Origin of the sequence: Paradevosia shaoguanensis (assembly GCF_016801025.1) — a bacterium.
Taxonomy (GTDB): Bacteria; Pseudomonadota; Alphaproteobacteria; order Rhizobiales; family Devosiaceae; genus Paradevosia; species Paradevosia shaoguanensis.
In genome coordinates this window covers 3,253,211-3,278,225 of record NZ_CP068983.1, presented here as the reverse complement: position 1 = coordinate 3,278,225, position 25,015 = coordinate 3,253,211, and the positions used below count along the sequence as shown (strand labels likewise).

The following is a 25,015-nucleotide window of genomic DNA, read 5'->3' as shown; positions in this document are numbered from 1 at the left end:
TTTGCGATTAACGCAAGACTGCTCCATCAAACCGATGGAGCAGCAAATGACCAACGCACTGAAGGTTGCTTCCAACACTGAGTTCCGCATTGAGAAGAACGTGCCTCTGCCAGAGCGAGCAAGGCGTGCCCGATATCCCTTTCATCAGATGGAGATCGGCGACAGCTTCTTTGCGACGGACAAAAGAGCGAATTACTCTGCTTACGCATTTGGTGTCCGTAATGGCGTGAAGTTCGTATGCCGCGCTGAAAACAACGGCTATCGCATCTGGCGCATCGCCTAACCCCCTCCGCCCCAAGGAGGGGCTGCGCAAATGGCCTTCGACAAACAAGCACCGGAATGGGTAGCGCGCAGGACCAGCGAAATCGTCGTCGCAATGGCCGATGCCGACTACCCGGCCTACGTCATGCTGATGGGCGAGCTGGAAGGCTTGGCCAACCATGAAAGCCTCAATGGGCGCTCTGAAAGCTGCCGGGGCATCTTCTCCACCATCAAGGCCATGAAGGCGAAGTACCGCGACGATCTGCTCGCGGCGCACGAAGCGGCCTCCCCTTTCTCCCGCGAGAACTGGTCGAAGCTGACGCCGGACCAGAAGGCTGGCCGCGCTCCGCTTCCCGATTTCTCCGCCCTCCCCCTCGAACATGATGAGGCCGCATGATGGCAACCGTTCGTGAAAACCTGATCGCGGCTAAGGCCCTGATCGATACGCCGGAGAAGTGGGGTAAGGGCGCCTATGAGCCTAGCCCCGGATGCTTTTGCATCCTCGGCGCGCTCTTCGAGGCGTCGGGCCGTCAGACTGCGTACGGCGCCCCGTATGACGCCATCGAACGCCAACTTCCGTGGGGAAACAAAAGCGGCATCGTCAAATTCAACGACGCACCCGAAACCACCCACGCCGACATCATGGCGCTCTTCGACCGCGCCATCGCCGCCCAGGTGGAGGCGTAAATGGCAAGCGAAGTGAAGCATACGCCGGGCCCGATAAAAGTCGGACGTTTCGGTTCTCGTAACCTCTACCTCGGGCCGAACCGGAACGCGCCGGCTATGCGTCTTTCCGAGGCGAAGGCAGCATTCAGCCATCTGGCGACCCTCCGCGCCCATCTTGCAGACGAGATCGCTTATTCGATGGCGACTGGCTTCGGTGACCACGCCAAGATCGGGCGCCTCGACGCCGCCATCGCCAAGGCGGAGGGCAAGTGATGGAACCGCACAAGTCCGTGGCCGACTGCCCCTGTTGCTTCGAGAGTTCTGGTCACCCAGCCCGGATCATACCCGCCACGTGGTGGGAGCCATCGTGGGCAGAGCCTGACTACGGGCTGAAATGCCCAGAATGCGACGGTACCGGCCTCATCGAGGCGGAGCCGCGAGACCTCTACGACATCGAGGCAGAAGACTTCGACGGCGCGCGGGAGGGCAAGTGATGGAACCCTTCACCACCCTCCCCGGCGGCACCGCCGTATGGACGCCTGCACAGCAGCAGGAAATGTACGGCCGCGCTTCGTCTCTCGCCCTTTCGGCAATGATGGTTGTCGCGATCCTGGTTGTGGCTGGGGTCGTGGCCTTGCTGGGAGGCTGGCATGGCTGAACCCGCACGCCGCATCAACCATCGCGAGCCCGGTGAGTTCGGCGAAGGCGCCGACATCACGATCGAGCGCATCCTTGCCGATTGGGACCGAGAACGTTCCGCCGGCCTTCCTCCCCATGAACGCATTGAGGCGCTTTACCGCGCCAGTCAGAACGAAAGGGCGTCGAGATGAGCAGCGCAGTTGCCGAACTTCGCAACATGTCGCCATTCGATGAGAGCCAGATTGAAATCGAGGCTCTGTTCGAGGAAGCGAAGAATTGGGCAGATGGTGAACCGGTCACAACCCAGGCAGCGCACGATGATGTTGCGAAGCTCATGGAGCTTCTCAATGCGGCCAACAAGCGCGCCGACGAGCGGCGTGAAGCCGAGGTAAAGCCTCTCAACGCCGCAAAGGACGCCATCCAGGCCCGCTATAACTCGCTCATCGGCAAGACCAAGGCTGTCACCGGCAAAGGCCCGATGGCTATAGAAATGCTCAAAAAGGTCGTTGAGCCGTTCCGCCTCGAACAGCAGCGCCTCAAGGACGAGGAGGCGAAACGCATTCGCGAGGAACAGGAGCAGGCTGAGCGTGCCGCGCAAGCCATGTTCCAGCAATCCAGTGTTGGCGATCTTGAGGCCAGAGAAGAAGCCGAGCGCATGGCGCAGCGCGCCGCCGAACTCAACCGCGAAGCCAAGAAGGCCGACAAGGCGGCGAATACCAACACTGGGCTGGTGACTTATTGGGAAGTCGAAGTGACCGACGCCCGCGCACTTGCCGGCCACTACTGGAAGACCAATCCAGCCGAAGTTGATGCCTATTTCCGCGAGCTTGCCGAGCGCGATGTGCGCAGCGGTGCTCGCTTGATCCCAGGTTGCTCCATCACCGAACAGAAGAAGGCGAGGCTCTAAATGACCGACGCTCCCAAGGTATATGCCGCCATCGCTGCGGTTACGTCCGAGATTGCCAAGGAAGGTATCAGCAAGGATCGCAAGAACGATCAGCAGGGGTACAAGTTCCGGGGCATTGATGATGTCTACAACGCCCTGTCACCGATCATCGCCAAGCACAACCTCTGCATTCTGCCGCGCATGCTTTCGCGTGAAGTGTCGGAGCGCAAGAACGCCAAGGGCAATGCCCTGTTCTATGTGACCGTCGAAGCCGAATTCGATCTTATCTCGTCGGAGGACGGCTCAAAGCATACCGTTCGCACCTTCGGCGAGGCCATGGACAGCGGCGACAAGGCGACGAACAAGGCGATGTCCGCGGCCTACAAGTATGCCGCCATGCAGGCCTTCTGTATCCCCACCGAAGGCGACAACGACGCGGACTCTACCACGCATGAGGTCCAGCCACGCGAGGCGAACTCCACGGCTCCGCAGTCGAAGGCCAATAGCCGCGAAACTTACTCGCGACTTTCGGCGGCCAACAAGAAGCTCGCGACTATCGCCGATTTCGACAAGTTTTGGGCGCAGGCCAGCGTCACCGCTGCTCTGGACAGCCTGCCGAAAGACTGGCGCCAGACCATGATGGACGAGAAGGCCGACAAGTTCGCCGAACTCGATGAGCGCGCCTCCATGCAGGACGATGCGCCGCCTTTCGATGATCGCGACTACACGCCGCCGAACTTCGACGGGCTGGCCGCCTAACCCTATCCCAACCAAGGGCCGGGGCGGCGGCCAACAACCCCGCTCCGGAAGGATCAATGGACGTGAAAAAGCAGGCACTGGACGAGTTGAAGTCGGTCAAGACCGAGCAGCAGCTTGCAGCTTGGCACGACCGGCACATGTCTGGTGAGGATTACCTGCACCTTTCCGATGCCGACACGAGGGAGCTTGAGAGCGCCTATCGGGACAGGGCGAGGTGGATTTGGGGAGTGGATGCATAGCCATGACCGACCGCCAGTCTTTCGTTCTCGCTACTCCCCGCGTCATGGGCAACGCCATCGAAGCCCTGCGCGATGCCCAGCCCTATAGCCGCGTAACCATCGCTCCGCCGCAGCGCAGCATTGACCAGAATGCGAAGTTCCACGCGATCCTTGGAGACATTGAGCGCAGCGGCTTCGAGTGGGCCGGCAAGCCTCGGAAAGCTGAGGAATGGAAGGTGCTGCTAATCAGCGCCCATGCCATCGCGACGGCTGAAACCGAAGATGATCGTCGCGGGCAGGTTGTCCCAGGGATCGAAGGCGAGTTTGTCGCTCTTCGCGAAAGCAGCGCCAACATGTCGGTGGCGAGGGCTTCTTCGCTCATCGAATACACCATCGCCTTTTGCCATCTGAAAGGCATCTCGCTGACGGAGACGGAGCGGCGCGGCTTCCTCGAGAGCAGGGAGCAGGCAGCATGAAGCTCCGTGTCATCCTCCACGGCGGGAAAGACTTCGCAGGCATGGCGTCTGCTGCCGACTGGGCTATCCGCAACGCTCCGTGGGAGCCAGGAAAGCTATTCGGCATCCGATTTCTTGGCGTCTACTACAGCATCAAGTTTGGAAATCAGTCCATCTCCGTGTGGCGCAATGATGATGGGGGCGAGCAATGACCCTCCAGTTCATCGCCCCCACGAAGCGCCGGAGCATGACGCGTGCTCGCGCCGCCCGCATATTCCTCGAAGCGAACGGCATCTGCTGCCTGTGCGGCAACAAGATCTACAACGGGCAATCCTACTTCATCGAACACCTTGAGGCCCTGAGCCTTGGCGGTGCTGATGCTGACGCGAACTGCCGCCCCGCCCATACCAAGTGCAAGGCCCAGAAGGACGCCGCCGACGCTGCTGCCAAGGCCAAGCGCGACCGGCTCGTAACGAAGGGCTGGGATGGGCGCCGTAAGCCGGCGTTCCAGAGCCAAGGCTTCTCGCCCCGCCAGCCCCAACGCACCGCAACACGAAAGATCGAAAAATGGACACTCCTGCCATGACCTCCCCCGATCTCCATTCCCTGCTGGATAGGGTGCGCAAGGCGACGGGACCTGATGCGGTGCTCGACGCGGAGATAGCGGTCGCGATCGGCCCTATCGTCATGCGCCAGACCTCATACGGAAGCTACGCCTTTTTCGATCGGCGCCGGGACAACATGTGCTTCCTGTGCAACGTCCGGAGCGCTCCGTTTGACGAGCTAAGCACTTGCCTTTCCGTTCCCTCCTACTCCTCCTCCCTCGACGCCACAGTTGCGCTGATCGAGGAGAAGCTGCCGGGTTGGCAACGCGCAAGCGGCACCTGTGGCGAGCAGGATATGCCATGGGCCTGCCTCACCGAGCCTGACGAGCCGTGCCGGGACTTCTCCGCCGATGCGCCGGACGAAGTGCTCGCCCTTCTCGACGCCCTCCTCCAAGCCCTTATCGAGGTGAACCATGAACATTCCCGGCTATGACGACTGGAAGCTGCGCACCCCGGAGGAAGATTACGAGGCTAGCGGCGGCAAACTGTGCCCGTTCTGCGGCGCCTATTCTATTCGGCGCTGCGAGCTTGAGGACGAAACCGATGGCGTCTGCCCTTGGGAAGAATCCGAGAACGAGCCTGATCCTGACTATCAACGCGACCTGAGGGACGAGCCATGAGCACCAACCCCATTAGCGAGGAACTGCTGGCGTGCCCGTTCTGCGGCTCGCCATTTAAGATGGGGCAAGAACCGCATGACAACCACCCTGTTGGCGGCATGTTCTACCTCTACCACGAATATGGTCCTCTTGGTTCTGCCGCGCGAGCGTGTCCGCTAGATGTCAATCGTCACTTCGAAACGGCGGAAGAGGCCGCAACAGCCTGGAACCATCGCGCTGCCGACAGCCATTCTGAGCCTGTTCAGGACACTTGGTTCACCGATAGCAGTTTGCCAGTTGTGGCAATGTCGGCGGACACGGAAAGCGATCGCGTGCTCAAACTGCATTTCCGTCGCGCGGTTACCGACGCTGATCGGCGTAGCATGACCGATGCGCTCAACCTCCACCAACAGTCTCTGAAACCAGACAGCCGCGCCAACCAGGCCGTGGTGACGGAGGAGGTGCGACAGGCCGCTATCGACGTCGATTTGTGGCTGAAATCGGCTCTGGAATGCCGAGAGTGGGTTTGGGATGGCGATCAACGCGCGGCCGCAGAGGATGCCCGTACGGCCCTCACCGCCGCCCTCTCCCGCGCAGAAGGGCAAGAGCCGGTGGCCTATCTGCACAAGCCAACGGGCAATGTCTTCAAGGCCGCAGAGTTCCGGCCGCTCTTGACCGCTTGGCAACGGCAATTCGCCGATACGCATGCCGCTGAGGAAATAGAGGCAGATTTCCTCCCTCTCTACCGCTCGGCACTGGTCGAGGCTCCCGCGCCGGCCGTGCCTGATGGGTGGAAGCTGGTGCCGGTAGAGCCGACCGAGGCAATGAAAGTGGCTGCGTTCGGCCCCATTATTGAAGGCGGTCGCGGCGGCCCCATCACCAAGGATTTTCTGCGGCAAGAGATTGGCATCGGGACTTTCAAGGCCATGATCGCCGCCGCCCCGCTGCAACCCGTTGCAACGCACCGCCACAAGAAGAGCGGCGGCGAATACGTGCTGCTCGGCATCGGCAAGATGCAGGCGAAGCACTGGGTGGACAAGAAACCGTCCATTGATGCGCTGATGAAAGAACCGCCAGCGTCGGTGCCGCCTCCCTCCGTCGATATGCACCCGGTCGCCATCTACCAATCCACCGATGACGGCTCGTTCTGGGCGCGCCCGATCGAGGAATGGGAAGATGGCCGGTTCGAAGTTCTGGCCACCTCTTCCCAGCCTCTAGCGAGGGGACAGGGTGAATGAGGATTATAGAGAAGTCTCGCGGCGTTTTCCGGGGAACGCACAAGGGCGCCACGATCGAGATCGAGCGTGTTTACGACCACCCACGGCACAAATTCTACATCATCGTGACGTGGGAGGACGGCACGTACATGTACCAAGGTTATTCGCCAGAGGGCATCGAAACTATGGCCCAAGCGAAGAAAGAGGCCATACGCGGCGCTTGCCTTGACGAGAAGGAGTCCTCCCATGCCCAACGATAAGCAATCCCGCGCGGAGCTGCGCCAGCACCTTGGCGGGGTCAGCGTCGATCTGTTCGGTGGCGACAACCTCGCCATCTTCCTTGCCTCGGGATTCGAGCCGGGCATCGAAGATGAGGCGCTGGACGAAAGCGGCACTTGGAGGCAAGGGGCAATCGACGCCACCAATACGGTTCTCGACGCTATCCATGCGCATTACTCCCCGACCATCGAAGCCCTTGAGGCAGAGAATGCGCGGCTGCGGGAGGACTACGAGGGCCAGAAAGAACAGGTGGCAACCTTCGCTACCAAGCTGACATCTGCCAAAGCGACGATCAAGAGGATGCGGAAGGCGCTGACGCCTTTCGCAGATGCAGCCTATAGCTACGACCCAGAAGAAGGCGATGATGCCTACGCCGCTTGGGCACACGAATTCACTATCGGTTCTCTCCGCCTCGCCCGTTCCGCCCTCAACCCCGAGAGGGCCGAGAAGTGAATCTGACCTACGCGCAGTACGATTTCTTGGAAGCGCTGGAAAACGGATGGAGGCTCAAACCAGCCGACGATGCCGAAGATCGCGTTCGCCAGTTTTGCAGGAAGAACGGTCTTGCGGAGGTGTTGGCGAAGCCACGTCGCTGGAGCATCACCCCCGTCGGCCGCGCTGCCCTCCAAGCCGCGAGGTCCAAGGAATGACCAGCATGCGGGAGAAGATCGCGAGAAAGGCTTACGTTGTCCTGCATGGGGCCAAGGCACCGGAAGACATGTCGGCCCCCTATGCCTCCGCCTCGAAGATTGGAAAGGCGTACGAGGTCGCCGATGCCGTCCTCGATGCTCTCATGGAGCCTACGGATGGGATGAAACTGGCCGGCAGCGCCGCCAGCGAATTCACTCCGGATGAAGTTCGCCCAAGCACTGCGGCAACCATCTTCCGCGCCATGATGCAAGCCGCGAGGGAAGGAGCATGAGCGCACGCCGCCCCACTGCAATGCCGGCGGACACCTGGCCACCGCGAATGAACGCAGACATCGCTGCCGCATATTGCGGGGAGCGTCACGTGGAGGATTTCCTTGAGCGCGTGGGCACCGTCTATCCACAGCCCAAGTGGGTAGAGAGCACCCGCCGCAAATTCTGGTATCGTGGCGACCTCAACCGTAGCCTTGGAATTGTCGAGGCACCAACCGGAATGGGGGATAGGTTCGTTGTCGCGCTCCGGGAAAAGCGGCATGGCTGAACTGCCGAGGCACGCTCACCGCATCTTCAAGCGGAAGAACGGCAAAAAGACCATTTACACCTACTACACCCGCCATAGGAACACGCCGGAGGCGCTTCCCTCCATTCGGCTGCCAGAACCTCTATCAGCCGAGTTCAGCGTCTCCTACGCCATCTGTGAGGCTCTGGAGCATCGCAACGGTTGCCTATTCCTGTATGGCGTCCAATTGCCCGATGTGAGGGACGAAGGGTTCTGGCCGGAGGCCAGGAAGGCCTATCAAGCCAAAGAACAACGCGACCATGAGAACGCGAAGGACTTTACCGCGCTGACGGAAGCTTTCCATGCCCATGAGGCTTTCACCAGCCTGGCTGCTTCCACCCGCCGGGGATACGAACGCTCACGAGATATGGTGGTAGCGGCCTGGGCGTTCGATCTGCCCAGCGAGTTGACGACGCCAGACGCGCAGGCAGCTATCGACGCGCTCGCAGAGACGCCGGCGACCGCCAACCAGTTTCGCGCCTATCTATCGCGCCTGCTGTCCTGGGGCATCCCGCGCGGCTACAGCGCGATCAACCCAGTTGAGCACACGGAGAAGATTCCGGGCGGCGAGCCGTGGCGGCCTTGGCCGGATTGGGCCTTCGATATCCTGTTGGAGCACGCCCCGTTCAACTGCCTGATGCCCGCCATGTCGGCCCTGTTCACAGGGCAGCGCCAAAGCGATGTGCTCCCCATGCAGCGTCCGCGGAAGGCAGACACGGTTATCCCGGTGGTTGCCCAGAAGACAGGAAAGCAGGTCTGGATACCAGTCCATTCCGAGTATCGGTGGTGGATCGATGTTGCCGAGCGCATGGCGACAGAAGCGGCATCATCTCGACGCAAGGACGGCGAAGCCCTGGTTGTGAGTACAGTGCTCCACCTCGGCATCAAGGGCGGCCAATACACCACCGATGGGTTCCGCACGGAATGGCAACGCCTGATGGACACCGAGCCATTCAAGCGCTTCCGTGAAGAGCGGATCGTCTTTCATGGCCTGCGAAAGAATGCCGTTATCAACCTGCTGGAGGTGGGCTGCACGGAAAGCCAGGTCAGCGCCATCGTGAACATGAGCCCGGAAATGGTTCGCCACTACGGCATGGAGGTCAGCACTCGGCGCCTCGCCGTGGACGGAATGAAGCTTTTGGAGGCTCGCTGGAAGGAGGTTCGCCCGGCTGTCCTGGAACAGGAACAGAACGCGAATTGGAAACCAGCCAAGAGAATTGGAAACCGCTGGGAGCGCCCCACCCGGAATGACAAGGGCTAGGCCCTTGCTCCCGTTGGGAAACGTTGGTGGGTGCGCACGGACTCGAACCGTGGACCCGCTGATTAAGAGTCAGCTGCTCTACCATCTGAGCTACGCACCCGGCTGCAACCGCCGGTTCCAACGTGGCGCCTCTCTAGCAAAGCTCTTTCTGCCTGTCTAGCACCGTACAGCACTTTTCCGCCGTGATCGTTTTGTTAGGATAAATCACCGCGGCAATCGGGAATTTCCTTATGGATGAAAGCGTTAGAGAAGCCTCCAACCTCGTGATGATTCCGGCAAACTGGCTTTTGGCCAACGCTGGCTCGATCATTTCCGCGATTCTGGTGCTGCTTTTCGGCTGGTATCTGGCCCGAACGGCCTCGCGTTTCGTCGAACACCTGATGCCGCGCGCCTATGGTGTGGATAAAAACTTCGTCCCGCTGGTCTCCCAGGTCACCCGCTACGGCATCCTGATCTTCGCTATCATTACGGCGTTGAGCCTCATCGGCGTTGCCAGCACCTCGATCTATGCCGCCCTCGCCGCGGCCGGCCTCGCCATCGCGCTGGCCCTCCAGAACACGCTGGCCAACATCGCCGCCGGAATCATGCTGATTCTCCTGCGCCCCATCGCCATCGGCGAGTTCATCACCGGTGATGGCGTGGCCGGCGTCGTAGTGGAAATCGGCCTTTTCGGCACGCGCCTGCGCTCGACCAGCGGCCTTTACATCTTCACGCCCAACCAGAAGCTCTGGGCCTCGGCCATCACCAATCACAGCCGCGAGCCGCGCCGGCGCATCGACGTCAATGTCTCGATCCCCGATTCGCTCGACATCGCGAAGGCGCGAAAAATCCTGCTGCGCGTCGCCACCAGCGACAAGCGCGTGCTGATCGATCCTTCACCCAATGTGCATGTGGATAGCTTTTCGGGTGCTAGCGTCGCCATGCAGCTTCGCGCCTGGGTGGCGACGCCCAATTACCTCTCGACGCTCTACTCGCTGACCGAGGAATCCAAGATCGCACTCACCAAGGAGCTGAACGCTCAATCCGAGCACCAAATCTCGGTCACCCCCGACCCGAACGTGCCGAGCCCGGAGACGAAATAGCCTATTCGTGCCCGTTGAGGCCCTCGAACGCCGACTGCCCCCATAGCGCCTCGACCTTGGCATTCTTCCCGCATCCGGCGCGGTACGCCTTGTAATGCGCCGCATTGGTCTGCCAGAAATTCTGGTGGTAATCCTCGGCTGGATAGAAGGTCGTCGCCATTGCGATCGTCGTCGCCACGGGCTTGTTCAGTTCCTTGCCGATCTCCGCCTTGCTGGCCTCGGCGGCATCATATTGCGCCTTGTCCAGCGGGAAGAGGCCCGGCCGGTAGCTGTCGCCAAAATCACAGAACTGCCCTTCCCCATCGGTCGGGTCGGTCATGTGCCAATAAGCCGTCAGCAGCTTCTCGTAGTTCGTGACATTGGGATCGTAAGTGACGCGCACCGCCTCGCGATGCCCGGTCGTTTCGGTCGAAACCTGCTCGTAGGTCGGGTTCTCCACCGTGCCGCCGATATAGCCCGACGTCGTGTCGAGCACGCCCGGCGCATGGTCGAAATCGCTTTCGATGCTCCAGAAGCACCCACCGGCGAAGATCGCCACCGCCGTATCGGCCGCCTGTGCACCCGCCGTCAGCGAGACCGCCGCCACCATCACCGCCACGCCCAGTCTGCTTTTCTTCATGATCCCTTCTCCCCGGGAGAATTCCTTGCGCACTGTTCGCCCCGGCGCGCTTCAATGCAACGCAAAGATACGTTAGCCAGTGAGCTGGAGTTTCAGCCGACGCCTCAAGGATCAGTGATGTCCCGCCCCGCCCTCACCGCGCTCGCGCAAAGCCTGCCCGCAACCGTGCCCTTCGTCGGGCCCGAGGCGCTCGAACGCCGCTCCGGCCGCCCGTTCCGCGCACGATTGGGCGCAAATGAAAGCGGCTTCGGCCCCGCCCCCAGCGTCATCGCCGCACTCGCTGGCGCCGCAGGCGACGTCTGGATGTATGGCGATCCCGAAAACCACGATCTCCGCCACGCCCTCGCGCACCATCTCGCCGTCGCCCCTGAAAACGTGATGGTCGGCGAAGGCATCGACGGTCTTCTAGGCCTCGTAGCCCGCCTCTACCTCAACTCCGGCGATAAGGTCGTCACCTCGCTGGGTGCCTATCCAACCTTCAATTTCCACGTCGCGGGCTTCGGCGGCCAGCTCGTCACCGTGCCTTACGAGGCCGACCGCGAAAGCCTCTCGGCACTGGCCGAGGCCGCACAACGGGAAAACGCCAGGCTCGTCTACCTCTCCAACCCGGATAACCCCATGGGCACCTGGTGGCCCGCAGCCGAGGTCGAGGCCTTCGCCGCCTCGCTCCCCGACACCACGCTCCTGCTGCTCGATGAGGCCTATGGCGAAACCGCACCCGCCGGCACGCTGCCGCCTCTGGACGTCACCCGCCCAAATATCCTGCGCTTCCGCACCTTCTCGAAGGCCTACGGTCTGGCCGGCCTGCGCTGCGGCTACGCCATCGGCGAAGCCCAGGCCATCCGCGGCTTCGATAAGGTCCGCAACCATTTCGGGGTGAACCGCCAGGCCCAGGTCGCCGCACTCACCGCTCTGGCGGACCAGCCCTACCTGGAAGCCACTCTCGCCAACATCGCTGCAGGCCGCGACACCATCGCCGCCATCGCCCGCGACAACGGCCTGACGCCAATCCCCTCGGCCACCAACTTCGTCACCGTCGATTGCGGCCGCGACGGCGCCTTCGCCATGGCCGTGCTCCAGGCCCTCGCCAACCGCGGCGTCTTCGTCCGCAAACCCATGGCCCCCACCCTCGACCGCTGCATCCGCATCGGCGTCGGTCGTCCGGAAGAGATCGCGATTTTCGCTGAGGAATTGCCGGGGGCATTGAGGGTGGCAGGGTAGAGGAGGATCCGGGGCCTATTGCACCACTCAACTCGAGTGGAGATATCCGTGGGCCCCGGCTCTTCGGCCGGGGAAGTGCAGTGGTGGGGCAATATTAGATAAGGCGCGATAGCACCGCGCCATAGCTTGGCCCCTCGCCCCAACCCGCGAGCTTACCCCGCCATCGCGCCCTGAGCCGCCTGCCCCTTGTCGAGCAGCAGCCGGTTATACGCATTGAGATACGCGCGCGCAGACGCCACCAGCGTATCCGGCTCGGCCGCATTGCCCGAAGCAATTCGCCCGCCCATTTCGAGGCGCACATGCGCGCTCGCCTGCGCATCCGTGCCGCCGGTCACGCCGTCCACCGCATAGAGCACCAGGTGCGGCTCCTTGCCTACGGCCTGCTTGATCGCGTTGAAGATCGCGTCCACCGAGCCGGTGCCGTCGAAGCTCGCCGTAACCGTCTCACCATCGATCGAGAGCGTCATGTCGCAGCGATGCGTGCCCCCGGTCTTGCTCACCACTTCCATGTCGACCAGCTTGATGCGGTCGTCGATCGAGCCGGCCTCGTCGTCGACCAGCGCCACGATATCGGCGTCGTAGACATGCTTCTTGCGATCGGCCAGGTCCTTGAAGCGTACGAAGGCTTCCTGGAAGGCATTGTCGCCCAGGTCGTAGCCCAGCTCGCGCAGCTTGTCCTTGAAGGCCGCGCGGCCCGAATGCTTGCCCATGACGAGCGTCGTCTCTTTGATGCCGACGCTTTCCGGCGTCATGATCTCGTAGGTCTGCGCGTTCTTGAGCATGCCGTCCTGGTGGATGCCGCTCTCATGCGCGAAGGCGTTCTTGCCGACGATCGCCTTGTTGTACTGCACCGGGAAATTCGAGGCTGCCGACACGATCTTGGAAGCGCGTGCCAGATGCGTGCTCTCGATCTCGGTGTGGTAGGGCATCGCATCCGCGCGGGTGCGCAGCGCCATCACCACTTCCTCGAGTGCCGCATTGCCCGCGCGCTCGCCCAGGCCGTTGATCGTGCATTCGATCTGCCGCGCCCCACCGATGACGCCGGCCAGCGAATTGGCAACCGCCAGGCCCAGGTCGTTGTGGCAATGGGTCGAGAAGATCGCCTTGTCTGCATTCGGCACGGTATCGATGATGTGCCGGAACATCGCCGTATATTCTTCGGGAATGGCGTAGCCCACCGTATCGGGCAGGTTGATGGTCGTGGCGCCGGCCTTGATCGCCGCTTCCACGCATCGCGCCAGGAAATCGAGCGGCGTACGCGTCGCGTCCATGCCCGACCATTCGACGTCGTCGATGAGGTTGCGTGCCTGCGTCACGGTCTTGGTGATGATCTCGATCACCTCGTCCTGCGTCTTGCGCATCTGGTGCGCCAGATGGATCGGCGAGGTCGATACGAACGTGTGGATGCGCCCGCGCCTGGCAAAGCGCACCGCTTCGCCCGCACGGTCGATATCGGCCGGAATGGCGCGCGCCAGGCCCGCGATCACCGAGCGCTTGGCCCGCTTGGCCACTGCCACCACGGATTCGAAGTCACCGACCGAAGCGATCGGGAAGCCGGCTTCGATGATGTCCACGCCCATATCGTCGAGGATCTCGGCAACCTGCAGCTTTTCCTCGAGCGTCATGGTCGCGCCGGGGCTCTGCTCGCCGTCGCGCAGCGTGGTGTCGAAGATATAGACCCGGTCTTTGTTGCTATCGGTGGCGGGGGTCTGCGTAGTCATTCTGGTACTATCCTGATCAAACGGCCGGGCCATAAAAGCCTAAACGGCCGGACATTTCCTGTTCGGCTCATTGCGCGCATCCCCTGACCACCCGCCCAGCTTGATCTGGGCCGCCGGTTATCAGGGGCTGATAAGGAGAAGGAAAAGCGCGGGGAGCAGGAGCAACCCAAGCATGATCATCAGGCGGTTGTTCTCCGCCTGCTGCTTGGCTGCAATGGCAATGGCGCGGCTGCGCTGCATCGACTGGTCCTGGGTGCCCGTATGCACTGGTGACTCGCAAAATGCGCGAAATCGCAGCCGGGCGCAACCCATTGCGTAGGGCAAATGGTTAGTTGAAAGCAAATACCGCCGAAAGCAGCACGCCCAGGAAGGCCACAGCCGCTATCCTGCCCGCCGTCTCGGCCGTCTCGAGCGCCGCATCGTCGCCCGCTTCGGCGCGTTTGAAGGTGATCCCTGCCGCGACGATGGAAACCAGCATCAGCACGATCAGCGCCATCTTGATCCAGAACCAGACGCTCGCGCCCGATAGCCCGCCATAGCGCTGCCACATGAGGATCGGCCCGGTGATCAGCAGCACCACCATCGCCCCGCGTCCGGCGCGGCTCAACGCCTTGGCGATGGAGCACAGTGCCTGCCGTGTTTCGGGGCTCGCTGCATGCATCCGCGCCACGAGGAACGGCATGGTCACCACGTTGGCGCCGCCTACGACGAACGCGGTGAAGTGCAGCCACAGGATGATATCGAACAATAAGTCCATGAATCGCCCTCAACGCCCATCACCAGCGGTAGCATTGGCGTCAGGCGTCGCGAAGACGTGTTTTCGAGGTATTCAGAGGCTTCTGCGTGCTCAGGCCCAATCAAGCTCGCCGCGCGCGACGATGACGGCATCCCCGCCGATCTGCCCGCGCACCAGCACGCCATCCTCCATGGTCAACACCAGGTCGATCCGGCTCGGACGTCCCATCTCGTAGCCCTGGCGGATGGTATAGAGCACCTCGCCCGTCGCCAACGGCGCATGCAGAGCCAGCAACCCCATGAACGCCGCCGCAGCGCTACCCGTGGCCGGGTCCTCGCCCACCAATGCCGGGCTCAGCATCCGCACGCCAAAATCGTTGCCATCTTCGCCCGGCGTCTCCGTGAAGATGTAGGCCGAGTGCCGGCCATGCGGAAAAGCCTCGTTCCACTCCGCGAGGTTCACCTTTATTCGCGCCAACACGTCCGCATCGCGTACCGGCACGAGATGGAAGCTCACGCCTGCCGAATAGGTCGATAGCGCGAAGGCCCCGCACCCGATTTCGCCGACATCGAGCCCCAGCGCCCGCGCCGCGGCTTCCCGTTCCGGCGGCGCTCCTGCCTCAGCCGGCAATTGCGGCAACTCGAACACGGCGCGCCCACGCCGACCGTCCATCACCGCCACCTGCGCCCGGATCAGCCCGATCTTCTCTTCGATCGTCACCTCGTCGAGGCCACGCTCGATCCCCAGCGCCACCGCTGCGCCCACCGTGGGATGCCCGGCAAACGGCAATTCGCCGCCCGGCGTAAAGATACGCGCCGCAACGTTGTGTGCGGAGTCCTTCGGTGTCCTGAAGAAGATCGTCTCGGAGAGGTTGAACTCGCGCGTAATGGTCTGCATCTGCGCGTCGTCGAGCGCATCGGCATCCGCCACCACGGCCAGAGGATTGCCCTTGAACGCCTCGCCGGTGAACACGTCCAGTATCTGGTAGCGCAGCTTCATCACTATGGCTCCAGCGCCAGCGCCGCCGTATCCCTGCCGAGAAAGCCGGCAATCGCCGCCACCACCACCGCATGGTCCTGCCGCTCCGGCAGCCCCGATACGACGACAGCACCGATGATCCCTGCCCCATTCACGCGGATCGGGAAACCACCGCCCGCAAGCACATAATCCTCCGGCGGCAACGCCCGCGCCTCCGGCAGCAGCCGGTCCTCACGCGGCAATTGCTCAAGCACCATGCGATAACTGCTTTTCTGGAACCGCTTGACCACATTGGCCTTGCGCCGCACCCAATCGGCATTGTCCGCCGTCGTTCCTGGCCGGGTCATGTAGAAGAGCGGCCGGTCCCACAGCACGATCGAGCAGACGATCCCGAGCTTGTCGGCAATCGCCCACTCGCGGATTGCCGAGCCGATGGCGAAGGCCGCATCTTCGTCAAACGTGTCAAAGACCAGCGCCCGCTCCTGCTCGAGCACCTTGGCAATATCATCCGCCGTCGCCATCAGGCTTCTCCATGCTTGGCCGACCACGCGGCGTAGAGCGGCTCGCGGCTCGGTGGCTGCCCCTCGTAATTGACCAGCGCCGCATCGATCTCGATCCAGGGCATCCGGCTCTTCGTCCAGATATTGCCCACCGGCTCCGCCCACGAAAAATCGTCGAGCGTACCCGGTCGCAGCGTGCGCATCTCGGGCGAGGACAGCGGCACGTTCCACATCCGCGTCCCGCACTTGGCGCACGACACCATCTGCACGCGCCGCCCGCTATCGGCCACCTTCTCGAAGATGGAGACTTCGCCCGAAAGCTGGACCAGCGTTTCGGTGCGCACGGGCATCGAGATCGCATAGGCCGCCCCGCTCATCTTCTGGCAGTCGGTGCAATGGCAATTGTAGACACCCAGCGGCGGCGCGGTCAGTTCGTAACGCACGGCGCCGCAATGGCACCCGCCCTGCTGCGGAAACTTCGGAAGAGGCAATTGAGAGTCCTCGGATGAATGATTTTTCCCGGCATGGAATCGCCGGCCCATGCGCTATTGAACCGTCACGTCTCGCCCGCGTCCAGCCACGCGCGCCACGCATCGTAAAGCACGTCGCGCGATGGTACCGCGCCGGCGAATTGCGGCTCATCGCCCAAGTCTACCCAGGGCAACCTGCTTCGCGTCCAGCTATGCATCGCCGGCCGCGCCCAGCCCGGCTCGTCGAGCGTCCCTGCTCGCAGGATTACCGTGTCGGGCGCATGGTCGGCCTCATGCCAGAGCCGCGTCCCGCATTGCGCGCAGGCAAACTGCCGAACGATCCGCCCGCTGTCGCCCCGCCTCTGCGTTGACGCGAGTGCCGCGGGCCGCGGAAAGACCATATCCTTGCGATTGACTATGATGCCGACAGCATATGGCCCGCTGGCAAAGCGTTGGCAGTCCCTGCAATGGCACGCGTAAACTGCAAGTGGCGAAGCCGCCAGCATATAGCTGGCGGCCCCGCAAAGGCATCGTCCTTCCACCGGAAAGCGTGGAAGGCGGCTCATGCTTAGTTCTTGGCCTTGTCGACCAGGGCGCCGGCCTTGATCCAGGGCATCATGGAACGCAGCTTCTCGCCGACTTCCTCGATCTGGTGCTCGTCGTGCAGGCGACGGGTTGCCTTGAAGCGGGCGCCGCCCGACTTGATTTCCTGCATCCACTCGGAGGTGAACTTGCCGGTCTGGATGTCCTTGAGGATGTTCTTCATCTCGGCCTTGGTTTCCGAGGTGATGACGCGCGGACCCGAGACGTACTCGCCCCACTCGGCGGTGTTCGAGATCGAGTAGTTCATGTTGGCGATGCCGCCCTGGTAGATCAGGTCGACGATCAGCTTCACTTCGTGCAGGCACTCGAAATAGGCCATTTCCGGAGCGTAGCCGGCTTCCACCAGCGTCTCGAAACCGGCGCGGATGAGCTCGACCAGGCCACCGCAGAGCACGGCCTGCTCGCCAAAGAGGTCGGTCTCGCACTCTTCGCGGAAATTGGTCTCGATGACGCCCGAGCGGCCGCCGCCAACACCCGAAGCATAAGCGAGCGCGATGTCATGGGCATTGCCCGAAGCATCCTGGTGAACGGCGATCAGGCACGGCACGCCGCCGCCCTTCTGGTATTCGCCACGCACGGTGTGGCCGGGGCCCTTCGGCGCGATCATGATCACGTCGACGGTCTTCTTGGGCTCGATGAGGTTGAAGTGGACGTTGAGGCCGTGGGCGAAAGCCAGGGCGGCGCCGTCACGGATATTGTCGGCGATGTGGTCCTTGTAGATGTCGGCCTGGAGCTCGTCCGGGGTCAGCATCATCACGAGATCGGCCCATGCGGCAGCCTCGGCGACACTCATGACCTTGAGGCCTTCGCCCTCGGCCTTCTTGGCGGAAGCGGAACCGGGACGCAGCGCGATCACGACGTCCTTGACGCCCGAGTCGCGCAGGTTGAGCGCATGGGCATGGCCCTGCGAGCCGTAGCCGACGATCGCGACCTTCTTGGACTTGATGATATTGAGATCGGCATCCCGATCGTAATAAACGCGCATGGGTCTCTCCTCTTGCGTCTGTGCTAAGCCCCGTAAAGGGCAAAAAACTGTTCCGTGGCCGCCTTGGCCTCGCTCTCGATCCGCGTCGCCTTGAGCGTTTCATCGCCCAGCAGCATGCGGATCTGCGTATCGCGCACCACCAGCCCGTAGAAGGTCCGGTAGGCCTCTTCGCTGCTCTCGAACCGCAGGAGCCGCGCATCGCGCCCCGCCTCGAGCACCGGCTTCAACCGCCGCCGGATCGCCAGCGGCCCGTTCTCGAGCACGATGCCCCCCAGCCCGCGCTTCTCGGCGCTGGCATGGGTGATCGCCAGCCGGTTGAGCGTCACCGAGATTTCGCCCACCAGCGTCGCAAGCAGATCACGTGCGAACTGCTCGATGCTGGTCCGCAGCGAGACGGCGTCGAGCTTGTACCGGTCCACCTGCGGCATGCGCACCTTGGCCGCCTGCCACTGCACCGTCGCCGTCAGCAGCCCGTCGCGATCGCCGAACCACTTGTAGAGCGTTTCCTTGGAGCACGAAGCGCGCCGCGCCACGGCCGTCATGGTGAGTCCATCCCCACTCTCGACCAGCAGGTCGAGCGCCGCCGTCAGCACCTGCTGCTGGCGCGGGGTGAACACCTCATCCTTGAACGGAGCCGACGCCACGGTCGCACCACCTCCTGGTTTTCGTTGCCCAAGGCGTACCGTACCGTACGGTTCGGCGCAAGGGGGATTTTCGTGAGAGAGAGAGCGGGCTCTGTGCTCAGCCCGCGCTTCGCGCCTGGCGCTCATCGAAACGCGATTGCACCAGCACCGGACGCATCGAGAGGGCGAGTAGGATAAGAAGCGCGCGGTGGGGCAGCTCGATGTCGCGGGTGCCATCCATCAGCTTGAGCACGATTGCCGCCTCGGGATGCCCGCTCGCCGCTACGAAAGGACGTGTCGCCTGCAGCGCGCTGAACGCTTCGCGGGTACTGGCGGAACTCAGCGCCGCCGCGGCCCGCATCAGCAATCTGGAATGCTCTTCGCCCGAGCGCTTGCGCAGGCTGTCGCTGAGGCGGCTGAACAACCCCGGCAGCCGGTGGCCGAGCACCTTTTCCTCGCGCCGCCATTCGCGCGAAAAACTCTCCTCGCAATCGAGGATCTTCGCCAGCGCCAGAAGCACCACCTTGCTGCGCGGCTCGCCGATCGCGCTTCCCGCGTCGTTGACGAGTTCGCGATAGATCTGCAGCAGGCCGTCGATACTCTCTTCGTCGCGGAACTTGCCCAGGGCCGAAACAGCCGCCAGCCGGCAATCGGTCTCCGGATCGTCGGCAAGCATCTGGCGAATGCGCGGCAGGTATCGCTGGTCGCGGATGTCGCCCAGGGCGCGGACGGCGCGGGCCCGCAATATCGCATTGGGATCATCGAGGAACCGCGCGATGGCCTCGCCGCTGCCGACCGCCCGGATGCGTCCGAGCGAGTTCAGCGCCGCATATTGCAGCTCGACCAGACCGTCATAGGCCAGCATCCGTTCCAGCGCCCTGACCACGGTTGGACTTGGCGGCAAATGCCCGAGCGATTGAATGGCCTCATAGCGCACGTCGAAGCTCGGGTCGCTAAGCGCCGCGATCAGTTCTTCCTTCGCCAGCGCGCTACCGGCCTCACCGAACCCATAGGTGAGTTCGCGCCGGCGCTCCTCCGAAGTCAGCGCGGCATAGCGGTGAATGCCCCACAACGCGCGGAGAGGGCTGCCACGGCCGAACTGCCCGAGAAAATCGCGCACCCCCGTCGCCCCCTCCTCCCGCAGCAGGGCGAAGGTGATCGCGGAGAGCACGATGATCATGGCGCCGAGCGCGAACAGCGTCTCGAAATTACCCAGCGACGCACCGGCGATGACGATGGTCTTGCCCGAGAGGAATTCCAGCAGCCAGCCGGCGAGAAACGCTGCACCACCGGCGGTAAGGCCATCCGTCATGTAGGCGAGCGTCATATAGCTCTCCTTGTTGGCGGGCGGCACATAGTTGAGCATGTAGATGCTGCCGACGCCGATGGCGCTGGGAAACAGCAGGCCGAAGGCAAAGAAGATCAGCCCGACGATGAAGATCGTACCGGGCATGTCGGCATTGACGAACATCAGCGCGATCAGCATCGCGACCTGCAAGACCTGCAGGGTGATGCGAATGGCGCGCGTGCCGTAGCGGTCGACGAACCAGCCGGCAATGACGCTGCCCACCGCCGAGCCGACCGGCACGAACGCGGCCATCAGCACGATCTGGCCCGACGAGATGCCCAGCCGCTCACTGAAAAACAGCAGGATGAAGAGGTTGATGACGATATAGACGAGAAACTGCGAGCCCGACGAGACGAGGTAGAGCAGGAAATTGCGATCGCCCAGCGGCACGCGCATCGCCCGGATCGAATCCAGTCCGCGCACCGCACCCGGCCGGGGTCGCCCGCCACCCAGACCGAAAAGCGATAGCGCCGCCACGACGCCGAGCAGCAGCCCGAAGACGAATACCGGATAGAAGCGCTCGATCCCCTCGTGCCCGTCCAGCCAGAGCTGCACCAGCACCGAGCCGACAAGGGCGACCGGCAGGTATGCGAGGGCGATGCTGCCGGTCAGGCGGCCGCGAATGAAGGTGGGCATGTATTCCTGCGACCACGGCCAGATGGCCGTCTCGGCCATGGTGCGAAAGATCGAGAAGCCCAGCATGGCCACGAACAGCGTCCAGAACACCATATCCGCGTCGCCCGCAAACAGGGGCGCGGCAAGGATCAGGGACAGGCAGACATAGCGGGTGAGCGAGGCATACGCCGAGACGCGCCGGTGCCCGAAAGTCATGACGATCGGCAGGAAGATCACCGCGATCACCTGCACGAACGGCATGATGCCGCCGATCAGCCCGATGCGATCCTTGGGCACGCCCAACTCGGCCGCAAACAGCGCCAAAGGCGAGGTTACCGTGCAGAGAAGCGCTGCCGCCGTGAGAATGTTGAAGGCGAAGAGATAGGGAATGCGCCGGATCTTCTCAAAGTCCGAAAGCTCGTCGCGCTCAGTCCCGACGCTATTGATCTGTTCCACCGCGACACGCCCCGCCCGCGCCCCAAAGAGGGCGACCCAGCGCAACTCATGTTATTATGATAACATGCTTATTTGTCAAACATTGTAGCGGGGCCCTACCCTCGATCTCACCATCCGGCAGCGACACGAAGATCAGCACCGCGATGAACATCATGAAGATCCTCGCCGCCGAGGCCACGCCGTTCCAGGTATGGGACTGCCACATGCCGAACCATTCTCCGCCGATCGACATGAACGCCACCTGCCAGAGCAGGAACCCACAGGCCAGCCCGCCGATCGCCCACCCCTTCGACCGGTTGAATAGCGCCGCGCTACCACGCAGCCTGCGCAGCATCCATCCCGCGCCTATCCAGCAGAGCACCGCCGTCAGCCCCTCGAGCGCAATGATCGCGGCATACCCGGCGGTCCACACCCAGGGCACATCGATCGCCCGATAGCGGATCGTCGCATCGGGAAAGATCGTGTCCATGCGGAACACATGCTCGACGAAGGCGAAATTGGTGCCGTAATCCGTCACGTTCCCGAACGCGACGAGCGTGGCATAGAACGCCATCGCCGCCACGCAGGCGACCTTGGCCAGACGCAAGACAAGCACCCTCTTCCCCTCCGGTTGCTGCCTGCCAGCTCTATCATTCCGCGCCCCACCACACCAAGGCCCGCCCGATTCGCTTGACTCTCCCTCCAATTCATTTCATAACCATTTCGTTATCGAACGAATTGGTTCTCTGCCATGACACCCTCTGAGCGGCTCGATGCCACCTTCCTCGCCCTTTCCGATCCCACGCGTCGGGCCATCCTCGCGCGCCTGGCGTCCGGCGAGGCTTCGGTCGCCGAACTGGCGGAGCCCTTCAACATCAGCCAGCCCGCCGTCTCCAAGCATCTCAAGATCCTGGAGCGCGCCGGCCTCATCTCCACCGGCCAGGCAGCGACCCGCCGCCCCCGCAAACTCGAAGCGGCGCCGATGGCCGAGGCCGTGGCCTGGCTCGATGACTACAAGCAGTTCTGGGAAGCCAGCTATACGCGGCTCGATGCGCTGCTCAAGGAATTGCAGACCCCCGTCAACGCCAACGACAAGAGGAAGACCTGACCATGCCAGCGCCCCTCACCGTCTCGACACCGAGCGAGCGCGAGATCGCCATCTCCCGCGATTTCGACGCCCCGCGCGACCTCGTCTTCCTCTGCTATTCGCGCCCTGATCTCATCCGCCGCTGGCTTGGCCCGCCCGACTGGACCATGCCCACCTGCGAGATCGACTTCCGCGTCGGTGGCCGCTGGCGCTTCGTCCTCAAGAGCCCGGATGGCTTCGAAATGGGTTCGGGCGGCGTCTATCGCGAGATCGAGCACCCCCAGCGCATCGTCAACACCGAAACCTACGACATGGATTGGACGGGTGGCGAGGCCATCGTCACCGTGGCCTTCGAGCAGCACGCCGATGGCACCACGACGACCAGGACCACCGTGCTCTATTCCTCGCGTGAAGCCCGGGATGGCGCACTAGCCACCCCGATGGCCGACGGCATGGAGGTCAGCTTCAAGCGGCTCGACGCCGTGCTCGAAAGCCAGCCGGCCGCCTAGCCGCACACGAGACGACCACACCTGCAAGAGACTCCAGCCGGAACGCCCGTTCCGGCAACGGGATCGGCCGCGCCCGCCACAGGCGGCCTGCATCGGAAAGGAGAAACCAGATGTCGATGCAGATTACCCGCGAAAATGCTCCCTTCCGGAGCGCCCTCTGGAGCCTCGGCGCCGTTCTCGCCGGCTTCGTATCCATCGCCGTCCTCTCGACGACGGCCGACATGCTCTTCCATGCCATCGGCGTCTTCCCGCCGGATGGCACACCCAGCTACGAGACGGCCCCTTCCTCCTGGCCTTCGGCTATCGCGCCGTCTTCGGCGTCCTTGCCGGCTACATCACCGCCCGGCTCGCGCCGCACCACCCCATGGGCCACGCCCTGGCGCTCGGCGTCATTGGCCTCATCCTGAGCACTGTCGGCGCCGTCGTCATGTGGGGCATGGGCCCGAACTGGTACGCCATCGCCGTCGCCCTCCTCGCCATCCCCGCTGCCTGGCTGGGTGCCGTCATTCACGCCCGCCGCGCTGCCACGCGCTAACCCTCAACCATTGGAGATTTCCGAAAATGCCCAAGATCGTTCCCTGCCTCTGGATGGATGACCGCATCGAGGAAGCCGTGCGCTTCTACGTCTCTGTCTTCGGCGATGCCCGCATCATCAACGAGGAGAAATATGATGACGCCGTGCCCGGCCAGAAGGGCAAGGTCATGACCATGGCCTTCGAGCTCGAAGGCCAGGAATTCATGGCTCTCAACGGCGGCCCCATCTTCAAGTTCAACGAAGCCGTCTCCTTCGTCGTCAACTGCAAGACCCAGGCAGAAGTCGACTATTTCTGGGAAAAGCTCACCGCCGATGGCGGCGCCGAAAGCCAGTGCGCCTGGCTCAAGGACAAGTACGGCCTTTCCTGGCAAATCGTCCCCGAGGCCCTGCCGCGCTATCTGGGCGATGCCGACCCGGCCAAGGCCAATCGCGTCATGCAGGCCATGCTGCAGATGAAGAAGATCGATATCGCCGCCCTCGACCGCGCCTACGCCGGCTGAGCAGCGACGCTCCCGATCACAACCTCCTGTCGGCCTTGACGAGGCCACAGGAGGTTGCTGTGTTTCTTGCACCTGCAGACGAGGAGAGCCCCAATGTGCCGCAACATCCGCACCCTGTTCAATTTCGAGCCCCCGGCTACGCAGGATGAGGTCCGTGCCTCCGCGCTCCAGTTCGTCCGCAAGCTCTCCGGCTTCACCCACCCCTCCCAGAAGAACGAGGCGGCCTTCCATTATGCCGTCAACGAAGTAACCGTTGCCGCTCAGCGCCTCCTCGACGCCCTGGAAACCAACGCCCCGCCTCGCGACCGCGAGGTGGAAGCCGAGAAAGCCCGAGAACGCGGCCGCAAACGCTACGCCCGCGAACAGGCCTAGGCCAGCGCCTCCTTCCCCTTGCAGGGAGTGACCGAGGGAGGACCAACTCCGACACGAAGCGTTGACCACCCACGCAGCAGAGGCAATCAATCGCAGCGTGGGAGGCTGCAAACTTGCCGCCCGCCGTCCTATACACTTCCCATCCGTTTCGAGTCGGCACCACTGGACCCGCCATGACCAAGCTTTCCGTCAATCTCAACGCCGTCGCCCAGCTCCGCAATCGCCGGAACCTGCCCTGGCCCAGCGTCACCGGAATTGCCCGTCTGGTCCTCGATGCCGGCGCATCCGGCGTCACCGTCCACCCGCGTCCCGACGAGCGCCATATCCGGCGCACCGACGTCTTCGACCTCAAGGAATTGCTGGTCGCCGAATACCCGCAGGCCGAGTTCAACATCGAAGGCTATCCGAGCGAGGATTTCCTCAAGCTCGTCGAAACCGTCGATCCCGAGCAGGTGACGCTCGTCCCCGACGATCCGGCTCAGGCTACGTCCGACCACGGCTGGGATTTCACCGGCAAGGGCAATTTCCTCACCTCGATCGTCCAGCGCATCCGCACGCCCCACCGCCGGATTTCGCTCTTTGCCGATCCCGATGCCGGTGAAGCCGGCGTCGCCGCGGCCAAGGCTACAGGCGCCGATCGCATCGAACTCTATACCGGCCCCTATGGCGGCTGCTTTGATTCCCCCGAACGCGCCGAGCAGGAACTCGCCACCCTCGCCGAAACCGCTCATGCAGCCATCGCCGCCGGCCTCGGCCTCAATGCCGGCCACGACCTGACGCTCGTCAACCTTCCCGCCTTCCAGGCCAAGGTCCCCGGCGTCCTCGAAGCCTCGATCGGCCACGGCATCACCGCCGACGCCCTCCTCATCGGCTTCCCCGAAGCCGTCCGCCGCTACCGCGAGGCTCTCGGGGATATCTGAGAGCGTCTAGGCCCTCCCCGGCGAAGGCCGGGACCCGGAGAGATTACCTCCTGCCCAGCCCTTCGCTGGGGGGAGGAGGAAATCGGCTCACATCTCAGGAATTGC

General features: G+C 63.1%; 40 protein-coding genes and 1 tRNA gene. 28 read left to right on the top strand and 13 right to left on the bottom strand.

Features of this window, described 5'->3' with window-relative positions:
* Positions 1–46: 46 nt before the first annotated feature.
* From JNE37_RS15810 to JNE37_RS15720, 19 genes are all read left to right on the top strand, one after another.
* On the top strand, positions 47–283 hold the full coding sequence (locus JNE37_RS15810; RefSeq protein ID WP_203063729.1) for a DUF7303 family protein: 237 nt from the start codon (positions 47–49) through the stop codon (positions 281–283).
* Between the two features lie 30 nt (positions 284–313).
* Positions 314–658 (top strand): hypothetical protein, encoded by a 345-nt coding sequence (locus JNE37_RS15805; protein WP_203063727.1) that lies wholly within the window; start codon positions 314–316, stop codon positions 656–658.
* Entirely contained in the window at positions 655–948 is a 294-nt protein-coding gene (locus JNE37_RS15800; protein ID WP_203063726.1) for a DUF6197 family protein, read from the top strand. The genes JNE37_RS15805 and JNE37_RS15800 overlap by 4 nt, the downstream gene beginning before the upstream one ends.
* Complete coding sequence (locus JNE37_RS15795; protein ID WP_203063725.1) at positions 949–1,200, top strand: hypothetical protein; 252 nt, start codon at positions 949–951, stop codon at positions 1,198–1,200.
* Between the two features lie 220 nt (positions 1,201–1,420).
* Complete coding sequence (locus JNE37_RS15790; RefSeq protein ID WP_156046285.1) at positions 1,421–1,585, top strand: hypothetical protein; 165 nt, start codon at positions 1,421–1,423, stop codon at positions 1,583–1,585.
* Positions 1,578–1,757 (top strand): hypothetical protein, encoded by a 180-nt coding sequence (locus tag JNE37_RS15785; protein ID WP_203063724.1) that lies wholly within the window; start codon positions 1,578–1,580, stop codon positions 1,755–1,757. Before JNE37_RS15790 ends, JNE37_RS15785 begins: the two co-directional genes overlap by 8 nt.
* Entirely contained in the window at positions 1,754–2,473 is a 720-nt protein-coding gene (locus JNE37_RS15780) for a hypothetical protein (protein ID WP_203063723.1), read from the top strand. Before JNE37_RS15785 ends, JNE37_RS15780 begins: the two co-directional genes overlap by 4 nt.
* Positions 2,474–3,211 (top strand): ERF family protein, encoded by a 738-nt coding sequence (locus JNE37_RS15775; RefSeq protein ID WP_203063722.1) that lies wholly within the window; start codon positions 2,474–2,476, stop codon positions 3,209–3,211. It abuts the gene before it with no gap.
* Between the two features lie 56 nt (positions 3,212–3,267).
* Complete coding sequence (locus tag JNE37_RS15770; RefSeq protein WP_203063721.1) at positions 3,268–3,450, top strand: hypothetical protein; 183 nt, start codon at positions 3,268–3,270, stop codon at positions 3,448–3,450.
* Positions 3,451–3,452: 2 nt separating this feature from the next.
* Positions 3,453–3,905, top strand: coding sequence for a recombination protein NinB (locus JNE37_RS15765; protein WP_203063720.1), 453 nt, complete (start codon positions 3,453–3,455; stop codon positions 3,903–3,905).
* Positions 3,902–4,096, top strand: a complete 195-nt coding sequence (locus tag JNE37_RS15760) for a hypothetical protein (RefSeq protein ID WP_203063718.1) — start codon at positions 3,902–3,904, stop codon at positions 4,094–4,096. The genes JNE37_RS15765 and JNE37_RS15760 overlap by 4 nt, the downstream gene beginning before the upstream one ends.
* Entirely contained in the window at positions 4,093–4,470 is a 378-nt protein-coding gene (locus JNE37_RS15755) for an HNH endonuclease (RefSeq protein WP_203063716.1), read from the top strand. The genes JNE37_RS15760 and JNE37_RS15755 overlap by 4 nt, the downstream gene beginning before the upstream one ends.
* Positions 4,467–4,922 carry a hypothetical protein gene (locus JNE37_RS15750; RefSeq protein ID WP_203063714.1) on the top strand — a complete coding sequence of 152 codons (456 nt, stop codon included), beginning with the start codon at positions 4,467–4,469 and terminating at the stop codon, positions 4,920–4,922. Before JNE37_RS15755 ends, JNE37_RS15750 begins: the two co-directional genes overlap by 4 nt.
* The gene (locus JNE37_RS15745) at positions 4,903–5,109 is read left to right on the top strand and encodes a hypothetical protein (RefSeq protein WP_203063712.1); all 207 of its coding nucleotides are present in this window, start codon (positions 4,903–4,905) and stop codon (positions 5,107–5,109) included. Before JNE37_RS15750 ends, JNE37_RS15745 begins: the two co-directional genes overlap by 20 nt.
* A complete protein-coding gene (locus tag JNE37_RS15740) occupies positions 5,106–6,326 on the top strand; it encodes a Lar family restriction alleviation protein (RefSeq protein WP_203063710.1) in 1,221 nt (406 codons plus the stop codon). The genes JNE37_RS15745 and JNE37_RS15740 overlap by 4 nt, the downstream gene beginning before the upstream one ends.
* Before the next feature lie 225 nt (positions 6,327–6,551).
* A complete protein-coding gene (locus JNE37_RS15735; RefSeq protein ID WP_203063709.1) occupies positions 6,552–7,037 on the top strand; it encodes a hypothetical protein in 486 nt (161 codons plus the stop codon).
* Positions 7,034–7,234 carry a hypothetical protein gene (locus JNE37_RS15730; protein WP_203063707.1) on the top strand — a complete coding sequence of 67 codons (201 nt, stop codon included), beginning with the start codon at positions 7,034–7,036 and terminating at the stop codon, positions 7,232–7,234. The genes JNE37_RS15735 and JNE37_RS15730 overlap by 4 nt, the downstream gene beginning before the upstream one ends.
* A 5-nt stretch (positions 7,235–7,239) precedes the next feature.
* On the top strand, positions 7,240–7,506 hold the full coding sequence (locus tag JNE37_RS15725) for a hypothetical protein (RefSeq protein ID WP_203063705.1): 267 nt from the start codon (positions 7,240–7,242) through the stop codon (positions 7,504–7,506).
* Between the two features lie 258 nt (positions 7,507–7,764).
* The gene (locus JNE37_RS15720; RefSeq protein WP_246513323.1) at positions 7,765–9,051 is read left to right on the top strand and encodes a site-specific integrase; all 1,287 of its coding nucleotides are present in this window, start codon (positions 7,765–7,767) and stop codon (positions 9,049–9,051) included.
* 24 nt (positions 9,052–9,075) lie between these two features.
* Here the strand turns inward: JNE37_RS15720 and JNE37_RS15715 are convergent.
* Positions 9,076–9,151, bottom strand: a tRNA-Lys gene (locus tag JNE37_RS15715).
* Positions 9,152–9,281: 130 nt separating this feature from the next.
* On the opposite strand from JNE37_RS15715, the gene JNE37_RS15710 reads away from it, so the two are divergent.
* Complete coding sequence (locus JNE37_RS15710) at positions 9,282–10,133, top strand: mechanosensitive ion channel family protein (RefSeq protein ID WP_052015276.1); 852 nt, start codon at positions 9,282–9,284, stop codon at positions 10,131–10,133.
* 1 nt (position 10,134) lies between these two features.
* Here the strand turns inward: JNE37_RS15710 and msrA are convergent, their stop codons facing one another.
* The gene (msrA, locus tag JNE37_RS15705) at positions 10,135–10,752 is read right to left on the bottom strand and encodes a peptide-methionine (S)-S-oxide reductase MsrA (protein WP_211200052.1); all 618 of its coding nucleotides are present in this window, start codon (positions 10,750–10,752) and stop codon (positions 10,135–10,137) included.
* A gap of 114 nt (positions 10,753–10,866) precedes the next feature.
* Between msrA and JNE37_RS15700 the strand changes: the two genes are divergently transcribed.
* A complete protein-coding gene (locus JNE37_RS15700) occupies positions 10,867–11,973 on the top strand; it encodes a pyridoxal phosphate-dependent aminotransferase (RefSeq protein WP_203063703.1) in 1,107 nt (368 codons plus the stop codon).
* Positions 11,974–12,125: 152 nt separating this feature from the next.
* Here the strand turns inward: JNE37_RS15700 and JNE37_RS15695 are convergent, their stop codons facing one another.
* The 11 genes from JNE37_RS15695 to JNE37_RS15645 all read right to left on the bottom strand — a co-directional run bounded on the left by JNE37_RS15695 (position 12,126) and on the right by JNE37_RS15645 (position 21,603).
* Positions 12,126–13,694 (bottom strand): 2-isopropylmalate synthase, encoded by a 1,569-nt coding sequence (locus JNE37_RS15695; RefSeq protein WP_035033386.1) that lies wholly within the window; start codon positions 13,692–13,694, stop codon positions 12,126–12,128.
* Positions 13,695–13,814: 120 nt separating this feature from the next.
* Complete coding sequence (locus JNE37_RS15690; RefSeq protein WP_203063701.1) at positions 13,815–13,961, bottom strand: hypothetical protein; 147 nt, start codon at positions 13,959–13,961, stop codon at positions 13,815–13,817.
* A gap of 61 nt (positions 13,962–14,022) precedes the next feature.
* Positions 14,023–14,451 (bottom strand): hypothetical protein, encoded by a 429-nt coding sequence (locus JNE37_RS15685; protein WP_203063699.1) that lies wholly within the window; start codon positions 14,449–14,451, stop codon positions 14,023–14,025.
* A gap of 90 nt (positions 14,452–14,541) precedes the next feature.
* The gene (locus JNE37_RS15680) at positions 14,542–15,429 is read right to left on the bottom strand and encodes a PhzF family phenazine biosynthesis protein (RefSeq protein WP_246513321.1); all 888 of its coding nucleotides are present in this window, start codon (positions 15,427–15,429) and stop codon (positions 14,542–14,544) included.
* A 2-nt stretch (positions 15,430–15,431) separates the two neighbouring features.
* The gene (locus JNE37_RS15675; protein ID WP_203063697.1) at positions 15,432–15,929 is read right to left on the bottom strand and encodes a heme-degrading domain-containing protein; all 498 of its coding nucleotides are present in this window, start codon (positions 15,927–15,929) and stop codon (positions 15,432–15,434) included.
* Entirely contained in the window at positions 15,929–16,399 is a 471-nt protein-coding gene (locus JNE37_RS15670) for a GFA family protein (protein WP_203063695.1), read from the bottom strand. Before JNE37_RS15670 ends, JNE37_RS15675 begins: the two co-directional genes overlap by 1 nt.
* A gap of 65 nt (positions 16,400–16,464) precedes the next feature.
* Entirely contained in the window at positions 16,465–16,884 is a 420-nt protein-coding gene (locus tag JNE37_RS22880; protein ID WP_425511505.1) for a GFA family protein, read from the bottom strand.
* A gap of 62 nt (positions 16,885–16,946) precedes the next feature.
* Positions 16,947–17,966 (bottom strand): ketol-acid reductoisomerase, encoded by a 1,020-nt coding sequence (gene ilvC, locus JNE37_RS15660; protein ID WP_035033378.1) that lies wholly within the window; start codon positions 17,964–17,966, stop codon positions 16,947–16,949.
* 23 nt (positions 17,967–17,989) lie between these two features.
* Positions 17,990–18,610 carry a TetR/AcrR family transcriptional regulator gene (locus tag JNE37_RS15655; RefSeq protein ID WP_035033377.1) on the bottom strand — a complete coding sequence of 207 codons (621 nt, stop codon included), beginning with the start codon at positions 18,608–18,610 and terminating at the stop codon, positions 17,990–17,992.
* A gap of 97 nt (positions 18,611–18,707) precedes the next feature.
* Positions 18,708–21,008 carry an MFS transporter gene (locus JNE37_RS15650; RefSeq protein ID WP_203063689.1) on the bottom strand — a complete coding sequence of 767 codons (2,301 nt, stop codon included), beginning with the start codon at positions 21,006–21,008 and terminating at the stop codon, positions 18,708–18,710.
* A 46-nt stretch (positions 21,009–21,054) separates the two neighbouring features.
* Entirely contained in the window at positions 21,055–21,603 is a 549-nt protein-coding gene (locus JNE37_RS15645; protein WP_203063687.1) for a DUF2165 family protein, read from the bottom strand.
* 135 nt (positions 21,604–21,738) lie between these two features.
* Between JNE37_RS15645 and JNE37_RS15640 the strand changes: the two genes are divergently transcribed.
* The 7 genes from JNE37_RS15640 to JNE37_RS15610 all read left to right on the top strand — a co-directional run bounded on the left by JNE37_RS15640 (position 21,739) and on the right by JNE37_RS15610 (position 24,910).
* On the top strand, positions 21,739–22,095 hold the full coding sequence (locus JNE37_RS15640; RefSeq protein WP_035090998.1) for an ArsR/SmtB family transcription factor: 357 nt from the start codon (positions 21,739–21,741) through the stop codon (positions 22,093–22,095).
* A 2-nt stretch (positions 22,096–22,097) separates the two neighbouring features.
* Positions 22,098–22,583 (top strand): SRPBCC family protein, encoded by a 486-nt coding sequence (locus JNE37_RS15635; protein ID WP_203063686.1) that lies wholly within the window; start codon positions 22,098–22,100, stop codon positions 22,581–22,583.
* Positions 22,584–22,693: 110 nt separating this feature from the next.
* Positions 22,694–22,990: a hypothetical protein gene (locus tag JNE37_RS15630; protein ID WP_203063684.1), complete on the top strand. Its 297-nt coding sequence runs from the start codon at positions 22,694–22,696 to the stop codon at positions 22,988–22,990.
* Complete coding sequence (locus tag JNE37_RS15625) at positions 22,948–23,118, top strand: hypothetical protein (protein WP_203063682.1); 171 nt, start codon at positions 22,948–22,950, stop codon at positions 23,116–23,118. The genes JNE37_RS15630 and JNE37_RS15625 overlap by 43 nt, the downstream gene beginning before the upstream one ends.
* 26 nt (positions 23,119–23,144) lie before the next feature.
* Complete coding sequence (locus tag JNE37_RS15620) at positions 23,145–23,618, top strand: VOC family protein (RefSeq protein WP_203063680.1); 474 nt, start codon at positions 23,145–23,147, stop codon at positions 23,616–23,618.
* A gap of 93 nt (positions 23,619–23,711) precedes the next feature.
* A complete protein-coding gene (locus JNE37_RS15615; protein ID WP_035033367.1) occupies positions 23,712–23,990 on the top strand; it encodes a DUF2277 domain-containing protein in 279 nt (92 codons plus the stop codon).
* A gap of 173 nt (positions 23,991–24,163) precedes the next feature.
* Positions 24,164–24,910 carry a pyridoxine 5'-phosphate synthase gene (locus tag JNE37_RS15610; protein WP_035033365.1) on the top strand — a complete coding sequence of 249 codons (747 nt, stop codon included), beginning with the start codon at positions 24,164–24,166 and terminating at the stop codon, positions 24,908–24,910.
* The last annotated feature ends 105 nt before the right edge of the window (positions 24,911–25,015 follow it).

Excerpts from the sequence above, each read along its gene's own strand:
- JNE37_RS15810 (WP_203063729.1), top strand. The coding sequence starts at position 47 with ATGACCAACGCACTGAAGGTTGCTTCCAACACTGAGTTCCGCATTGAG.
- JNE37_RS15805 (WP_203063727.1), top strand. The coding sequence starts at position 314 with ATGGCCTTCGACAAACAAGCACCGGAATGGGTAGCGCGCAGGACCAGC.
- JNE37_RS15800 (WP_203063726.1), top strand. The coding sequence starts at position 655 with ATGATGGCAACCGTTCGTGAAAACCTGATCGCGGCTAAGGCCCTGATC.
- JNE37_RS15795 (WP_203063725.1), top strand. The coding sequence starts at position 949 with ATGGCAAGCGAAGTGAAGCATACGCCGGGCCCGATAAAAGTCGGACGT.
- JNE37_RS15790 (WP_156046285.1), top strand. The coding sequence starts at position 1,421 with ATGGAACCCTTCACCACCCTCCCCGGCGGCACCGCCGTATGGACGCCT.
- JNE37_RS15785 (WP_203063724.1), top strand. The coding sequence starts at position 1,578 with ATGGCTGAACCCGCACGCCGCATCAACCATCGCGAGCCCGGTGAGTTC.
- JNE37_RS15780 (WP_203063723.1), top strand. The coding sequence starts at position 1,754 with ATGAGCAGCGCAGTTGCCGAACTTCGCAACATGTCGCCATTCGATGAG.
- JNE37_RS15775 (WP_203063722.1), top strand. The coding sequence starts at position 2,474 with ATGACCGACGCTCCCAAGGTATATGCCGCCATCGCTGCGGTTACGTCC.
- JNE37_RS15770 (WP_203063721.1), top strand. The coding sequence starts at position 3,268 with ATGGACGTGAAAAAGCAGGCACTGGACGAGTTGAAGTCGGTCAAGACC.
- JNE37_RS15765 (WP_203063720.1), top strand. The coding sequence starts at position 3,453 with ATGACCGACCGCCAGTCTTTCGTTCTCGCTACTCCCCGCGTCATGGGC.
- JNE37_RS15760 (WP_203063718.1), top strand. The coding sequence starts at position 3,902 with ATGAAGCTCCGTGTCATCCTCCACGGCGGGAAAGACTTCGCAGGCATG.
- JNE37_RS15755 (WP_203063716.1), top strand. The coding sequence starts at position 4,093 with ATGACCCTCCAGTTCATCGCCCCCACGAAGCGCCGGAGCATGACGCGT.
- JNE37_RS15750 (WP_203063714.1), top strand. The coding sequence starts at position 4,467 with ATGACCTCCCCCGATCTCCATTCCCTGCTGGATAGGGTGCGCAAGGCG.
- JNE37_RS15745 (WP_203063712.1), top strand. The coding sequence starts at position 4,903 with ATGAACATTCCCGGCTATGACGACTGGAAGCTGCGCACCCCGGAGGAA.
- JNE37_RS15740 (WP_203063710.1), top strand. The coding sequence starts at position 5,106 with ATGAGCACCAACCCCATTAGCGAGGAACTGCTGGCGTGCCCGTTCTGC.
- JNE37_RS15735 (WP_203063709.1), top strand. The coding sequence starts at position 6,552 with ATGCCCAACGATAAGCAATCCCGCGCGGAGCTGCGCCAGCACCTTGGC.
- JNE37_RS15725 (WP_203063705.1), top strand. The coding sequence starts at position 7,240 with ATGCGGGAGAAGATCGCGAGAAAGGCTTACGTTGTCCTGCATGGGGCC.
- JNE37_RS15720 (WP_246513323.1), top strand. The coding sequence starts at position 7,765 with ATGGCTGAACTGCCGAGGCACGCTCACCGCATCTTCAAGCGGAAGAAC.
- JNE37_RS15710 (WP_052015276.1), top strand. The coding sequence starts at position 9,282 with ATGGATGAAAGCGTTAGAGAAGCCTCCAACCTCGTGATGATTCCGGCA.
- msrA (WP_211200052.1), bottom strand. The coding sequence starts at position 10,752 with ATGAAGAAAAGCAGACTGGGCGTGGCGGTGATGGTGGCGGCGGTCTCG.
- JNE37_RS15695 (WP_035033386.1), bottom strand. The coding sequence starts at position 13,694 with ATGACTACGCAGACCCCCGCCACCGATAGCAACAAAGACCGGGTCTAT.
- JNE37_RS15685 (WP_203063699.1), bottom strand. The coding sequence starts at position 14,451 with ATGGACTTATTGTTCGATATCATCCTGTGGCTGCACTTCACCGCGTTC.
- JNE37_RS15680 (WP_246513321.1), bottom strand. The coding sequence starts at position 15,429 with ATGAAGCTGCGCTACCAGATACTGGACGTGTTCACCGGCGAGGCGTTC.
- JNE37_RS15675 (WP_203063697.1), bottom strand. The coding sequence starts at position 15,929 with ATGGCGACGGCGGATGATATTGCCAAGGTGCTCGAGCAGGAGCGGGCG.
- JNE37_RS22880 (WP_425511505.1), bottom strand. The coding sequence starts at position 16,884 with ATGCTGGCGGCTTCGCCACTTGCAGTTTACGCGTGCCATTGCAGGGAC.
- ilvC (WP_035033378.1), bottom strand. The coding sequence starts at position 17,966 with ATGCGCGTTTATTACGATCGGGATGCCGATCTCAATATCATCAAGTCC.
- JNE37_RS15640 (WP_035090998.1), top strand. The coding sequence starts at position 21,739 with ATGACACCCTCTGAGCGGCTCGATGCCACCTTCCTCGCCCTTTCCGAT.
- JNE37_RS15635 (WP_203063686.1), top strand. The coding sequence starts at position 22,098 with ATGCCAGCGCCCCTCACCGTCTCGACACCGAGCGAGCGCGAGATCGCC.
- JNE37_RS15630 (WP_203063684.1), top strand. The coding sequence starts at position 22,694 with ATGTCGATGCAGATTACCCGCGAAAATGCTCCCTTCCGGAGCGCCCTC.
- JNE37_RS15625 (WP_203063682.1), top strand. The coding sequence starts at position 22,948 with ATGGGCCACGCCCTGGCGCTCGGCGTCATTGGCCTCATCCTGAGCACT.
- JNE37_RS15620 (WP_203063680.1), top strand. The coding sequence starts at position 23,145 with ATGCCCAAGATCGTTCCCTGCCTCTGGATGGATGACCGCATCGAGGAA.
- JNE37_RS15615 (WP_035033367.1), top strand. The coding sequence starts at position 23,712 with ATGTGCCGCAACATCCGCACCCTGTTCAATTTCGAGCCCCCGGCTACG.
- JNE37_RS15610 (WP_035033365.1), top strand. The coding sequence starts at position 24,164 with ATGACCAAGCTTTCCGTCAATCTCAACGCCGTCGCCCAGCTCCGCAAT.